This window comes from Leptospira inadai serovar Lyme str. 10 (assembly GCF_000243675.2).
Lineage (GTDB): Bacteria > Spirochaetota > Leptospiria > Leptospirales > Leptospiraceae > Leptospira_B > Leptospira_B inadai.
Genome location: NZ_AHMM02000024.1, coordinates 352,917 through 366,041, shown reverse-complemented (window position 1 = coordinate 366,041; position 13,125 = coordinate 352,917). Strand labels below are relative to the sequence as shown.

Genomic DNA, 13,125 nt, shown 5'->3' with positions numbered 1-13,125 from the left:
TAGTCAGGTCCCGTTTTTATCTATTTTTTTTCCCGACCCGACCGCTGTCATTCGACAAATTTGATGATCTCCCTTGCATATACCGGATTCATTTTTTTCATCGCGGGATACGTGAAGTGGTGATAGTCGCTGAAATCGATCGGATCAAGTCGGTCTTTAAAATCCGAAAACGTAACGCCGCGTCCCGAGATGCTGCGAAGATATTCCAAATGATTTTGATACCATCTAGAATTCTCATACCAATTCAGACTGATCGGATTTTCGGGATTATTGATTAAAAGAACAGGAACCTTCGATGCCCTCATGGAATCTAGAAATTCCGACATATACCGAAAATGCATGGCCGGTCGGAAAGACTCTCCGGCGACTTTCTTTTTCGCTTCCGCTAGTGCTATCAAGTATCCGATCCCCGGTCTGTGTTCCGGTTCGGCCAAGAGTCGGAAATAAAAATACTCCCGGTATTCCGAGTCGCTCATTCCGACATAGCGCAAATCTTCGCTACGTTCCTCCCGAGTGTACTGCATTCCCGAGCGAGGAAGCTCATCTCCGAAAGTCTGTTGCAGGCGGACTCCCAATCGGTCGTAAACCCAGTCCTTGTTTTCGGGTTCCGCGTAATAAGGAATCCAAGTTCTAGAAAGTTTTGCCGTAATAAAAGACCGATCTTTCTCCAAAAATTTCTTATCCAACAAAATCCTCTTCCAACCGGGAGTGTCGAAGTCGAAATTCTGCGAGTCCCCTCTCGCATTGTTAAGCGACACATGTAAATTTCCCTCCCGGAGAATTTCGCGGACGACTTGGATATAGAATCCTTTTTTGGTCATATATTCCTTGGGGGCAAAGGAGAAAGATCGGCCCGTCCAACCCAGGGAGGAGATTCTTTCCGGGATTTGGGCGCCGTTATAACCGTGGTAGCTGGTATTTCGACCGAAACGATGATCGAAAAGGGATCGGATATTTTTCCAATAAATGTCCTTGTATCGATAAAAGTCGAAAATCGCCGCCATTATGAATTCGGCCGTTTTTTCGGGACCCAGTATTTTCCAGAAAGTAAACGCGGATTCGGCGGGGAAAATATAACGGGATTGAGGCGCTTCTCCGTAATCCAAGGCGTCTAGAATCAAACGATCTTCGGGAAAAGAATCGTTCCTTCCTGACACCGGATCCAAGACGTAGGTCCTATGTAGCCTCCAATCTATAAAATTGATCGGATACACGATCAGATCCGGATTCAGTTCTATAATTTTTTTCCTAAGGAGGTACGCATCCAAAGGAGTCATCCCGGCGTAAGAAAGAAACTCGGACTCTACTTCTTTACCGGTGAGCCTGAGAATTTCCTCGTTCAACATACCCCGATCCAAGGAGTAATGCGCGATACTGGAGCCCACTAAAAGAATTCTGAATTTCGTCTTCGATTTCGATCGAATCCGAAAGTATTCATAGAGGAAATTATAAAAATGGTTCGTACTCCAGGCGGACTCATTTGGGATAGCCCAAAGAGCCTGTCGAAATAAAAGAAAATCCAAGCTAAAAATGAGGAGCAGGCCCCCGATTAGGATTCCAAGACGAGAAGAGGATGATTTTAGGAAACTGGAGACGACTCGGGAAAAAAACATTTCACTGACTGTTCTCTCCCAAGGTCCTGGCAAAGTGCGGATTGTCCAGAATTAGTTTCCTTTTTCTTCTTTACGTTTCTTTGCGCTAAGATCAAGATTCCCGAGTGTATTGGATTTTCGTTTCCGGATTTCTATTTGTCGCTAGCTTAAGTTTGACGCTGGCAAGATTTCCCGTCGAGATCTACTGGAACCCGGACGTCCTTTACGTTCCGACTCTTCTTACCGATATATTGCGCGACGGCGGTTCTCTTCGAGGTTGGTCCTTAGCCTCCTCCCCGTATCTATTTCCCGACCTACCGCTTGTATTTCTTTTAAGCTTATTTACCAAGCAACCTTTCTGGGCCCTGGTATCGTTTTCGGTCCTTCAGGCTTCGTTTTTTGTATGGGCACTCGGAAGATTTTTACGCACATTGGAGCCGCAGGTTCCCGCAAGGTATAGCTACTCGTTCTCGCTTCTCATAACTTCGTTTCTTTTGCTAGTTTCGGAAAAATTTCCGATCCTGTATTTATTCCTACTTCCCGCAATGCACACGAGCGCATTTCTAGCGACGCTTTGGGCATGGCCTTACTTATACAATGAAAAGACTCCACGCTTTTTTTTCTTTCCCGTTCTTTGCTTGCTTGTCATGTCCGATCGCATCCTACTTTTAGAGTTATATCTTACAGCGGCTCTGGCCTGGACCCGGAGATACGGAAGATGGGGAACGATTTTCCCCCAGCTCTCTCTGCGTTTCTTTTTTTCAGGCGTGATAGGGTTCGGACTTCATACGTTTCTAAGAACATTCCTATCCATGGAAGCATCCAACAAAATATCCGTGATCGAATCATTCCGAAGAATCTCGGAAGATCTAATCGGATGGTTATCCAAGGGTGATCTACCCGGTATTTTCTTCATTTTGGCCCTAATTGCGGGTATTTGGGCGCTGTTTAGGGGCAAGGAGCGCGGATTTAGCTTCGGTTTCGTGGCGTATTTGCAGTTGATTTTACTCGGAATCGCGCCCATGGCGGGCCTGTACACTGATAAATATAGTCTGCGTTACTGCGTTCCGGCCTTCTATTTGACACCTGCGCTATTCGGAACATTAGTCCTTTCCAGAGACTTGGGGAAGAGAAAGAACTCCAGAAATTTCGCGTTGCTGGGAATGATCCTGGGGTTGAGTTCACTCGCGTTACTGGGCCCCTTGGTTCCGGAAGGAAGCTGGGGCTTTCGAGGAATTCCAAAACCGCCGGAAGCGAACTGCGTGGATAGTCTCTCGGAAACGGAGAATTTCGTTTTAGTGCTAACGGATGGTAAAAAAGCGAAGCGGATCCTAGTCTATTCGGATAAGAACATACGGGCGATTTCGGTGGATTTTAGTACTTTGGAAGGCTCCCATTCGCTTTCCAATCGGGAATGGTATATTTTTCCTCCCGAAGGACCTTTTGCCGTTCTACCTGAAGGTTTGGGAGAAGCAAGAATCCGCTCTTTTTACGGAGAACCCGCAAAAATTTTGGAATGCCCTAACACAAAGAAACACGTTTTGCTCTACGAAGATACTGCAAAAATTCGGACTCTCCTACAGAGACCGTTTCAAAAAACGAAATAAAGAAACGGCTGAGACTCGGCCGAGAGTAAGACTGCAAAGAGGAATCCCAGACTCGCAATACCGGCAAAGGCCCATCCAGGAAGACTCTCAACCCAACTGCGAAAAACTCCCGAAGCCTCATCTCTTTGACCGATCCAGGTAGAGACTACAAAAAGTAAACCGCAAAGAAAAAACAGCCGTATTGCGGAGTCGCCTGGATTGATTCCGCCGGAACCGAAAAATAATTTCGCAAATACGATCTCCGTTTTTTCCCAACTAGGAGAGCGAAAAAAAACCCAAACCAGTACGATCGTCAAAACAACGAGTATTCGATAGGCATACGAGACTATTTTAGGGATCTCAAGTATCGCTCCTTTCCTCTTAAAAAAATGGCCAAATCCTCTTTCTAACCCGAGTAAGGCCCCGTGAATCCCGCCCCATACGACGAAATTCCAACTAGCTCCGTGCCAAAGACCGCCCAATAACATGGTAATCAATAAATTCAGATATGTCCGGAACTCTCCTTTTCGATTTCCTCCCAAAGAAATGTAGAGATAGTTTTTCAACCAGGAAGACAATGAGATATGCCATCGTTTCCAAAAATCGGAAAAACTCGAGGCTAGATAAGGCATTCTAAAATTCTCAGTAAGACGAAACCCTAATAGCAGTGCCGACCCCAAGGCGATATCGGTATAACCGCTAAAATCAAAATAAATTTGAAGGGCGTATGCAAACACTCCTACCCATGCGTAAAACTGGGATACGATAGCAGGAGATTGAAACAATGCATCCGGTAAGATCGCAATATTATCGGCCAGAACAGCCTTTTTCCAGGACCCCACAAGAAGCAACACGACGCCTTCTCGAAACGCTAAATTTTCCCAAGCCACCCATTGCTTCAGTTGAGGCAGAAACTCCCGTGCAGGAACAATCGGGCCGGCAACCAGCTGCGGGAAAAAAGACAGAAAAAGCGCATAGTTCCAAAAACTTTGTTCGGGTTGTATTTCCTTACGGTAGACATCAATCGTATAGCTAAGAGATTGAAACGTATAAAAGGAAATGCCGACAGGTAAGACAACCTTTAAAGACGGGATAGCAGAGTGCAATCCCAGTGCCGATAAAAGGGCATTTCCATTCTCCACAAAAAAGCCGAAATATTTAAAAAATCCCAGGACGGTTAAATTTCCGGAAAGCGAAAGTAGTAAAAGGAGCCTTCTTCTCCCGGGAGAAGAAAACCCCATGGCCTTTCCGACAGAATAATCCAAAATCGTAGTCGCGAGTATCAAGCTCCCAAACTTAGGACTCCAGGAAAAATAAAATAAATAGCTGCCAACTAACAGGAAAGGAAACGGAATCCATTCGGGAAGAAAGCGAAATCGAGGGAGGAGCCATCTCAGTAAAAAGAGAAAAACAAAGAAGAGGGTATAAAGTGGGGTTGTGAAATTCATTCTATAAAATATAGCTTATTATTAATCCATTTTGCGCCATCAGAGATTTGATTAATAATAAGCACAAAATGTTCGCTTGTTTGTGCAGAATTTTAATCATTTTATGACCTGGTGATTATATAAAAGTAATAAATACAGACTAATATTAATCTTAAATTGTCCATTTACATTTCACGCCACAGTTGGGGCATATTGCAATGATTTCTGCTTTCACCCTCTTCCCTTTTGGCGTTTCAATCTTGCCGATAGCCACAAACTCGAAATCCACCCCCTCGGGAACATAATGGCCTGTCCCATATTTGGCAGAGCCCTCGATTAAATTTGAGCAGGCATGGCATTTTACCCTTAATTTGATTACCTCGGCCATGAGATCATAATGGGGCGCAATAATTGCACAGGCAAGCATAAAGCATGCGGATAAGTGTGACTTTCTTGCATGCCAAGGAAATCTTCCTACACATGACAATGTTACATGAATTAATCGGAAATTTAGGCGCGGAGAACTCGCCGGATTAGCCATTCTCACTCGCCCCAAACTCACCAAGCGGCCAATATGCTCTATCATTTGATCGATAGCTCTCAACGAGGCCTCTCTGCCCATTTGCTGGCAGAAGGCCCCTTTTTCTGCCTTAGGATTGACGCAAGGCCCTGAAGCAGAGCGTCAGGCCTGAAATCGTTAGCTGAGCCCTACCTGACAGCGGAAAAGCAGAATCCGCCCCATTACTTTTGCCGGAATCCCCTTTTGTCCTAGCCGAAATACTGCCCCACAGATGGCAGCGCTAAATTGTTAAAGCTGGGCAGTTAGATCCTAAAAATGCACGTTTTTAATCTTTTTTCTTGGGAGAAACCAAGAAGAATCCATCGCAAGAACGCTCGAATCTCGGCATTCGTTCGTTTGCGAAATCGCCGGGATACTCCTTTTCGGGAAAATCAGAGGCAAACGCAAAAAAGCGGATAGAATCTTGAGCGGCAGATGCATGTTTCACTGCTTAAATATAGGCATTTATAGAAATGCCCGCCCCGCGGCCCTTATTGCCGAGTTAAAGGCGGGGTGTGACGAGATTTGTATGTAATCGCCGTATATTCGGCAGTTACATACAAATGATGCCGATTTTGCGAATGAAAGAATCGCCCTGTGCTGACCACAGGGCGATTTTCGATTTTTAGGCGCGCTTGCGTTTCGGGGGACTTTTTTTCACCGCTTCCTGCGGCTTAACCGGCGGAGATTTTTTTAGACTCTTGGAGTCGAGGTTGCCGGCGTCAAACGTGACATCAAGGCCTCGCTTTTTATTTCGCTTAACCATATAAACGAAGTGTCGGACATATTGGGCATACGGCTCCGGTACCGATTTTGGATCGAATTCCAAAGGATTTTCCAAAAGAGAGCGAACGACCGCCTGGTTCAAATCTTCTTTGCTCGTGGCCATGAGGGTCTCAAGCCTACGTAGAATTTCGTTATCATTCACTTCCATGATAAGTTTTTTCATCGCATTAAGAAGTTTCTGAAAGGAAGTCCGCTTTATTTTGGCAGCCATATTATGGCTTAGAATTTCAAAGGAGTCGGAAACCACAAGAATTTCTAGAATTTTCGAGAGAGATGGGAAGAAGCGCTAAGCTGCTATACTACGTTCTGAACTTACAGAACACAAGACAGTTATCTCCAAGATAGGAGAAGGCCCCGTCCACTTATTTTCCCGGGGAGGAAAACCGATGGGCGATGATGGTAAAGCGAGCGAATTGAAATCGTAGCGACTATCTTCTACCCCACTCCCCCCACACTTTTCGCAGCTATAGGTCGGAGGCCCCGCTTGTCGGGTCTGCCTAGCCCCAGGAAAGAGGATTAGGCTTCCTTTCGCTCGCCTGCCCTCAGGAGATATCATATCGCTCCAACTACCCGCCGCCGCCGACCTTATCCTCATCGCCACCAATGCATTCTTCCCAAGGCTAAACCATTGACGCCGGGCAGTAGCAAAGCCCCCGCCCTCGGGAAAATGCACTGCGGAAGTAGACCTAGGCTTCCAAAATAAATCTGCGCAGGAAAGCTCGGCTCCTTGGGAAATGAGCGCAGGGCAAACGATAGAATCCCCTCCGCTCGTAGTCGCACTGAGCAGTTGATCCATCAGGGCAAGACCCGTCGTTTTTTTCCTTTTTTTACGGAGAGAACTACTGCTACCCACTAAAGAATCGAAACGATCGTGACCGCACCCGGAACCGAACCGCTTTACAGACTCCGAATTTTTGAAGGCAAACAACAGCGGATTCCCGAAGTCACTTTTCTGATCAAACGCGGAGCCACTCATTGCAGTCCGAGGGGATTCGATTCTTTGCAGCAGGGATTTTGATGCGAAAATTTTCTTCTTGTGCACGCTTTCCGAATTCAATAAATCCAGTAGCTCGGGAAAATCTGCGACCCGTTGGGCATCCGAATATGAGATCCCTTCGGCAAGAACAGAGTCTACTTCCGCCTGATGAATATTAGAAGAATCTAAAATGCCTTCTTGAGATAAGTCCAAACCGGAAGAAGGGTGAGGCCTATCCTCTCTGCTAATAAAATTTTCGGTCTGCGCAAACGTGGCCGAGCTTGCAGCCAAGAGGGCCGCAGTAAGCAAAAAATGTGCCAGATTTTTACTCTTTTCCCCGAAAATCATAGGTTTACGGGTAAAAATTACGCCTTTTTACTAAAAAAGGAAGCATTTTTTATCTTTTTTCGGGGATTTTAAGCCATTTTCCGAAAGAGTTGCTTTGTCCTGAGTTTCCACTCCCAGAGAATGATTTCCTTCTCCTTGGTGTCCGCCTCGGACTGCTCCTTCTCTAAAAGTGCGTAGACCATGCTTGCGATTTCTTTCGAAAAGCCTTTATTGAGTTCGACTTCAAATTCCGCCTCTTTCATTTCGAGAATAAGTCCGGCCAAACGAAACCCTTCGTCCAAATTCTGGAGTTTGACTTTCCAACTTTCCAGCTCTTCTTTTTTTTCATCATTTCGGATCATGACTTCTAAAAACGTTCTTATAAAAACGACCTCTTCGGGACGGAGAGAAAAGTCGAGCAGGAGCTGTTTCACTTTCTCTAACTCCGCTTTTCTAAGATGAACCCGGGCCAAAAAGACCGGGTTTATGGAGTGCATATTTAAGTTTCCTTTTTCGAGAAGATCCGTAGCCCGAACCTTATTGAAATCCACGATACTGGACTCTTCCCTGAGGCTCCTCTCCAGCTCTTCCTTACCCGGCATAACTCCTCCGGGAGCCTCCAGCTTTTGGGCGACTTTCCTTTTAATAATCAACATATTAAGGGATGGAAATCTGATTTTCAAGGTCACTAGGTCTTGGCGTGGGAACTCCTCGTCCAGGACCAAATGGTGCAATTCTATGCCTTCCTCTTTGGCTCTCAGAAATTCCTCCACTTTCCCGAAGTGAAAGATAATGACCGGAAGGATATCGCATTCACTGCCACTATTTAAAAAGATAGTTCGGACTTCGTTGCCGGAGCTAGTGTGTTGGTACGGGATAACTAGTTTTCCCTGCCGAACATTTACAAAACTGAGTTCCCCTAAGCGGAAATGCGAGAGATCGAATTCTTCTCCTAAAAAAGCCACTCTCGGGACGGGAACAATGATGGATTGATTTTTGGCCCCCTTTGGAATTTCGGGGCCTTTCGCGGTAAAAACTACGTAGGTCATTTTTGCTAACCTGACCTTTACGAGAAACCCTGCCGGAGTTTTTCTCTCTTCGTATAAGGAATCTAATTCCAAAATTCTATCCTAATCCCAAATTCTTTAATTTATATTGGAGGGACCCTCTTGATATTCCGAGCGCCTTGGACATGCGAATCTGGTTCCCTCCAAAAAGTTTGTAGGCCAGAAGTATTTTCTGACGCTCCAATGCCTCAACGGCTTTGCGAAGATCCAAATCGTCCGCGTCCGGCATAGAAACCCCCTGAGGCCGCTCCGATTGGATTGCGAATTCTCGGATTTCTCTGCCAGAGGAGTGCAAAACTCCCTCCTCTATCGAATTTCTAAGATCTTCTAAATTACGATCTAATTCTGAAATCGCCAGTGATCGGGCCGCTTCTTCCGAAAGACTTAAATCGAACCTTCCCTGGGCTTCCCGAACCTCCTCGAAAATAAGCGAAACTGCAATCCGTCTATCTGCCGTTGGCCAGGTTTTCCATGCGGGAATCTCAAGGGAATTAGACTCCAATAAGGCCCGAAAGAAAACGAGTTCCTCGGCAGGCGAAGTCTCTGAATTTTCTAAAAAAATCAATCTTGGACGGCGACTCCTTTCACTCGTCGCGTATTCATATAATAGCTTCTGCTGTAGCGCCGAATATTCCTGAATCCTTTCAAAAATGAGGGTGCCGCCTTGAGCCATCGCCTCCCATTCCTCCAGGGATTTTTCAAGCTTGCCCCCATGCTCCGGAAGCACGCCGATCACCAACAAACCGCTGCCAGCCGATTCCCTTCTATGCACCCATTTGGCCAATGTTTTTTTGCCGGAGCCCTTTGGCCCTCGAATTTTGAGAATTCCCAATTTTCGATATAATTCCCAGACGGAATTGCCACTCTCGCTCAAGCGAAAAAGAATTTGCCCGAGCTGATCCTTTCGATCTTCGGAACCGGCTTCGTTTTTTGCAATTACAGAGACGCTTGGCGCACCCTCCAAAATCCAGGCGAGCTTCTGGCAAAACAGGGCTAAAAACAGGGATTGCCATTCGGACGGAGACTTCTCCATTTCCAAAAGTAAGAACCCCTGAACTTTTCCTTGCACCAGAATACCGCCCAAAAGTCCACCGGATGATTCGGGTAAAAAGAATTCCGCCATTGCAGATTTTGGAAGATAGAATGGGGAAACGGATTCTAATTTTTTCCGCGCTTCGGAACCTTTTGCCAAAAAAGAATAGAAATACCCCTCTTCAGGATACCCCCAGGAAGCCACCTCTTCTAACGCCTCCTGTTCGCCCTCGACAGGGAGTGTCACTAAGCCTGCGGAACTCCCTATCGCCTTGAGCAGAATGGGAAAGGCCAATGGCAGGAGGAGGCGAAGGTCTGCGGCAGCGGGTCTTCCATAAAATATCTCCTGTATGCCTGGCTCCATGAAGGGAGATTGTTTAAAATTAAGCATGGCGTCAACCATGTACCGCCGTTTTTATGCTAAGATGTCGGACATCCGACCTCATAGTTTTTTTAGATCCGGTTTCTCTAAAAAATGATTCTAAATCCCTTTTTTTTGGAGAATGAGTTGAACCCGCCCGGCCTTTAGCTTGAATGGAACCGGAAGGCGTGATTTTTTATCGCCATCCGTGTGATCGACAGAGAGCAATCGCACCCACTAAGATTTCACTTTTTTCCTTATAACCTCCATTTAAAAGAAAGAGTGCCGCCTCTTAGTAAAGGATTGGATGTCGGACATCCGACAATTGAAACACAAGGGACCAGAATGATCGTAGTATCTATCGCAAATCAAAAAGGAGGGGAAGGCAAAACGACCACCTCTTTGAATCTCGCATGGGGCCTCGCACGCCGTGGCAAAAAGACTCTCATCATAGACATTGATCCTCAGGCAAACTCCACTGGAATTTTTTTGAATCCCGATAGTCTTGAAAAATCCATGCACAATATCTTTCAAGCAAAGGCAAAAGTGAGGGATGTTATGGTCCCTACACATGTAGAAAATCTCAGTATCGCTCCGTCTAGGCTCGCGCTCGCGGAGGCAGAGACGGTCGCAGCCATCGTAGACGCCCCGTACATTCTTCGGGACGCTTTGGCAGATCTTGAAAAGGATTTGGATTTTTGTATTATAGATTGCCCTCCGAGCCTTTCCATTTTTACAATTAACGCACTCGTCGCTTCCAATTATGTGATTATCCCATTACAGGCGGAGAAGTTTTCCGTTGATGGGATTCTAGGGCTGCAGCAAACAATCAATAGTATTAAAAAAAGGATTAATCCGGGATTAGAAATCCTGGGGGCGTTGGTAACGCAGCTAAAACCTCAAACCCTATTGACCAAAACGATTGTTCCTGTTCTGACAAAATACTTTAGAATTTTTGAAAATAGTATTTCTGACGGCGTGGCCGTGGGCGAATCCCACTTGGCCAAAAAATCGGTTTTCGAATATAATAAGTCGAGTCGACAAGCTCAGGAATATGAGGGTTTCGTAGAGGAGTTCCTGAATGAGCTCAAAAAGTAAACGGCTTGGGTCACTGGCGGACGTCTTTCAAGCGGAAAAGCTGGAAGGCACCATCCGAAAAATACGATTAGATAAGATTCGGCCATCCGAAAGCCAGCCCAGGCAGGAGCGAAAAAAAGGAGTGGAAGAGCTGGCCCAGAGCCTTCAAAAAGACGGCCTGCTCCAACCGATCTTAGTAACAAAACAATCCAATGACGAATACTATACCATTATTGCCGGTGAAAGAAGATTTCATGCCGCAACCCTCCTAAACTGGGCCGAAGTCGAATGTAAAATTCTAGACCGCGACGCGAAAGAAACCTTCCGGTTAGCAATCATAGAAAACCTTCAAAGAGAAAACCTATCTCCTTATGAGGAAATAGAAGCAATGAGCCACTTAAAATTGACCTTCTCTTATACGGATCTGGAGCTCGGAAATTTGTTCGGAAAAAGCAGGAGCTATATGACCGAGCTGCTGGGCATTTCCGGGCTGAATAAAGAAGAATTAAAAATTTGCAAAGATTCCGGAATCGAAACCAAGAACTTACTCATCCAGGCCGCAAATGCCTCCAAAAAAGGGACATTTCAGGATTTTATCCAAAAATTCAATTCCGGCGAACTCAAAACCGTAAAAGATGCAAAGTCTTTTAACAGATCGGAAAACACCCTCTTCCCCACTACAGGTACCAAGCCTCATGAATCGGTCCACGCTCAGGAATATTCTCCTCGCCCTTATAAGCTAGGAAAAAAAGGAAATTCGATCCTAGTATCTTCCGATGACGAAGAGTTCCTTCAGGAAATGTATAAATTTCTGCGAAAAGAAATCTCTAAAAAATTCGGAAAACCTTCCTAACTGCTCTATCCTCCTTCCGCGAGCTAACTTCTCTTATTCATCATTGTTAAACGAAGTAAGCTTAGTACAAACATGTACTAAGCAAAAGATTTTTTAAAGAAGGGGGAGGAATCTAGCCAATGGGATTGACAGAGGAAAAAACGGAAATACTATGTGACATAATATTCTAAACGGAAATGTAGTACTTTTCTCTCATACCCGGTGGAGAAAGGCGCTGGCATGTCCTATGTCCGGATATAAAAAAACTCCCCTGGAGATTTCCAGGGGCCGGACCTTCCCGAAGGAATGTTGTTGGATGAGACATAAGTAACCTTATGTCAGATAATGTCAACTACCTTCGGATTTTTTGCTTAAAATTAATTTTTTGCTTCCGGGAGCAAAAGGATCCGAGCTATGGGCGAGCATTATCCATATATCAAATTCCTAACAGACATCATTGAATCTGGGGTTTGGGCTCACCTCTCTGCGGCCGGGAAGACGCTGTATTTGGTCCTGCTTAAATTTAGCGACCAGACCTTTAAACCGGTCTGGCCTAGCAATGAAATCCTATTAAGGCTCACGGGCTTAAAAACAAAGAAATCCATTAATGAGGGCAAGAGAGACCTAGTTAAGGCAGGCCTTCTGCAATTCGTCCCAGGGACCGGGCATAAGAATACCATGTATTATTTCTGCTTCAACTACCCCGGTTCCAAAATCCCACCCCAGGGGGTTATTTTTGGAAACCCCAGGGGTGTAGAAGCGGGAGCCTCCGGGGTTCAGGATGGTAGCCCTGAGGGGGTTCGAGAGGTATCCCCAAACAATATTAATATAACCATCCATAATACCCAAAACCAAAAACCAGATCTGCGCAAAGAGGCGCAAAAATTATCTTTAGATTTTCTCTCTAGGGAATATGGGCCTGGTATTCTGGCAGAGGCGATGGAGATCGCCAAGGCGCAGAACCAAGAAGGAAATTTATACTACATTCGAGGGATTTGTAGAAATCTTTCGAGCGCAGGTAAACAGCCGAATTTTGAGCACCGAACGGGAGCGTCTCCGCAAGACCGAAATTTCTCCCGCAGTTATGAAGCGTCATGGCAAGGATTTTTAGATTGGTGCAAAGATTTGCTCTCCCCGTCTAGTGTCGCGGTCTTGCAAAATATTCGAGTCGAACCGGATGGACGGACTTTGTTGGTCATCGATCCGGTACCTGTCGCCTTGAGAACAATCGTTACAAAGTACTTCACAGACACAATCCACCCATCGATACTGGTTATATTTTCCGCGAAGCAAGAGGAGAATCGTACAAAAGCATGAAGCCTAATCCGTATGCGGCGCTTCTCAGTGCTATAGATTCTTTCAATCCAACCAAGCCAGGATTGAAAGAATGGATGGCGCTTTTTCAAATGTTTCTTTTTGAAAAAAATAACCCGGGATTGATTGCCGGCGATTTGATTTCTCGCATTCAATTTTTCGGTAATAATTAAAGGATCAATCCAAGCT

12 protein-coding genes are annotated in these 13,125 nt (G+C 45.5%); 5 read left to right on the top strand and 7 right to left on the bottom strand.

The features are described 5' to 3' along the window. Positions 1–47: 47 nt before the first annotated feature. On the bottom strand, positions 48–1,613 hold the full coding sequence (locus LEP1GSC047_RS15535) for a hypothetical protein (RefSeq protein WP_010410016.1): 1,566 nt from the start codon (positions 1,611–1,613) through the stop codon (positions 48–50). A 104-nt stretch (positions 1,614–1,717) separates the two neighbouring features. Between LEP1GSC047_RS15535 and LEP1GSC047_RS15530 the strand changes: the two genes are divergently transcribed. Continuing rightward, a complete protein-coding gene (locus tag LEP1GSC047_RS15530) occupies positions 1,718–3,199 on the top strand; it encodes a hypothetical protein (RefSeq protein ID WP_010410014.1) in 1,482 nt (493 codons plus the stop codon). Here the strand turns inward: LEP1GSC047_RS15530 and LEP1GSC047_RS15525 are convergent. The 6 genes from LEP1GSC047_RS15525 to LEP1GSC047_RS15500 all read right to left on the bottom strand — a co-directional run bounded on the left by LEP1GSC047_RS15525 (position 3,184) and on the right by LEP1GSC047_RS15500 (position 9,743). After that, positions 3,184–4,626, bottom strand: coding sequence for an MBOAT family O-acyltransferase (locus LEP1GSC047_RS15525; protein ID WP_010410013.1), 1,443 nt, complete (start codon positions 4,624–4,626; stop codon positions 3,184–3,186). The two genes, LEP1GSC047_RS15530 and LEP1GSC047_RS15525, sit on opposite strands and share 16 nt — an antisense overlap. Before the next feature lie 151 nt (positions 4,627–4,777). Further along, positions 4,778–4,993: a hypothetical protein gene (locus tag LEP1GSC047_RS15520; protein WP_039935323.1), complete on the bottom strand. Its 216-nt coding sequence runs from the start codon at positions 4,991–4,993 to the stop codon at positions 4,778–4,780. A 796-nt stretch (positions 4,994–5,789) separates the two neighbouring features. After that, the gene (locus LEP1GSC047_RS15515; protein ID WP_039935321.1) at positions 5,790–6,161 is read right to left on the bottom strand and encodes a phosphatidylinositol phospholipase; all 372 of its coding nucleotides are present in this window, start codon (positions 6,159–6,161) and stop codon (positions 5,790–5,792) included. Between the two features lie 75 nt (positions 6,162–6,236). Next, positions 6,237–7,274, bottom strand: coding sequence for a hypothetical protein (locus LEP1GSC047_RS15510; RefSeq protein ID WP_010410007.1), 1,038 nt, complete (start codon positions 7,272–7,274; stop codon positions 6,237–6,239). Between the two features lie 68 nt (positions 7,275–7,342). Then, on the bottom strand, positions 7,343–8,374 hold the full coding sequence (locus LEP1GSC047_RS15505) for a hypothetical protein (protein ID WP_010410005.1): 1,032 nt from the start codon (positions 8,372–8,374) through the stop codon (positions 7,343–7,345). Positions 8,375–8,378: 4 nt separating this feature from the next. Further along, positions 8,379–9,743, bottom strand: a complete 1,365-nt coding sequence (locus LEP1GSC047_RS15500; protein ID WP_010410003.1) for a helix-turn-helix domain-containing protein — start codon at positions 9,741–9,743, stop codon at positions 8,379–8,381. Between the two features lie 315 nt (positions 9,744–10,058). Here LEP1GSC047_RS15500 and LEP1GSC047_RS15495 point away from each other — a divergent pair, with 315 nt between their 5' ends. The 4 genes from LEP1GSC047_RS15495 (at position 10,059) to LEP1GSC047_RS21715 (ending at position 13,109) form a co-directional block, all read left to right on the top strand. Then, on the top strand, positions 10,059–10,811 hold the full coding sequence (locus LEP1GSC047_RS15495; protein WP_010410002.1) for a ParA family protein: 753 nt from the start codon (positions 10,059–10,061) through the stop codon (positions 10,809–10,811). After that, positions 10,795–11,643 carry a ParB/RepB/Spo0J family partition protein gene (locus tag LEP1GSC047_RS15490; RefSeq protein ID WP_010410001.1) on the top strand — a complete coding sequence of 283 codons (849 nt, stop codon included), beginning with the start codon at positions 10,795–10,797 and terminating at the stop codon, positions 11,641–11,643. The genes LEP1GSC047_RS15495 and LEP1GSC047_RS15490 overlap by 17 nt, the downstream gene beginning before the upstream one ends. 393 nt (positions 11,644–12,036) lie before the next feature. Continuing rightward, positions 12,037–12,939 (top strand): helix-turn-helix domain-containing protein, encoded by a 903-nt coding sequence (locus tag LEP1GSC047_RS15485; RefSeq protein WP_010409999.1) that lies wholly within the window; start codon positions 12,037–12,039, stop codon positions 12,937–12,939. After that, complete coding sequence (locus tag LEP1GSC047_RS21715) at positions 12,936–13,109, top strand: hypothetical protein (protein ID WP_020988891.1); 174 nt, start codon at positions 12,936–12,938, stop codon at positions 13,107–13,109. Before LEP1GSC047_RS15485 ends, LEP1GSC047_RS21715 begins: the two co-directional genes overlap by 4 nt. Positions 13,110–13,125: the final 16 nt, after the last annotated feature.

What these genes read in the sequence shown, in the direction of transcription:
- LEP1GSC047_RS15495 (WP_010410002.1), top strand. Translation starts at nt 10,059, where the DNA reads ATGATCGTAGTATCTATCGCAAATCAAAAAGGAGGGGAAGGCAAAACG.
- LEP1GSC047_RS15485 (WP_010409999.1), top strand. Translation starts at nt 12,037, where the DNA reads ATGGGCGAGCATTATCCATATATCAAATTCCTAACAGACATCATTGAA.
- LEP1GSC047_RS15515 (WP_039935321.1), bottom strand. Translation starts at nt 6,161, where the DNA reads ATGGCTGCCAAAATAAAGCGGACTTCCTTTCAGAAACTTCTTAATGCG.
- LEP1GSC047_RS15535 (WP_010410016.1), bottom strand. Translation starts at nt 1,613, where the DNA reads ATGTTTTTTTCCCGAGTCGTCTCCAGTTTCCTAAAATCATCCTCTTCT.
- LEP1GSC047_RS21715 (WP_020988891.1), top strand. Translation starts at nt 12,936, where the DNA reads ATGAAGCCTAATCCGTATGCGGCGCTTCTCAGTGCTATAGATTCTTTC.
- LEP1GSC047_RS15500 (WP_010410003.1), bottom strand. Translation starts at nt 9,743, where the DNA reads ATGCTTAATTTTAAACAATCTCCCTTCATGGAGCCAGGCATACAGGAG.
- LEP1GSC047_RS15490 (WP_010410001.1), top strand. Translation starts at nt 10,795, where the DNA reads ATGAGCTCAAAAAGTAAACGGCTTGGGTCACTGGCGGACGTCTTTCAA.
- LEP1GSC047_RS15510 (WP_010410007.1), bottom strand. Translation starts at nt 7,274, where the DNA reads ATGATTTTCGGGGAAAAGAGTAAAAATCTGGCACATTTTTTGCTTACT.
- LEP1GSC047_RS15525 (WP_010410013.1), bottom strand. Translation starts at nt 4,626, where the DNA reads ATGAATTTCACAACCCCACTTTATACCCTCTTCTTTGTTTTTCTCTTT.
- LEP1GSC047_RS15520 (WP_039935323.1), bottom strand. Translation starts at nt 4,993, where the DNA reads ATGGCCGAGGTAATCAAATTAAGGGTAAAATGCCATGCCTGCTCAAAT.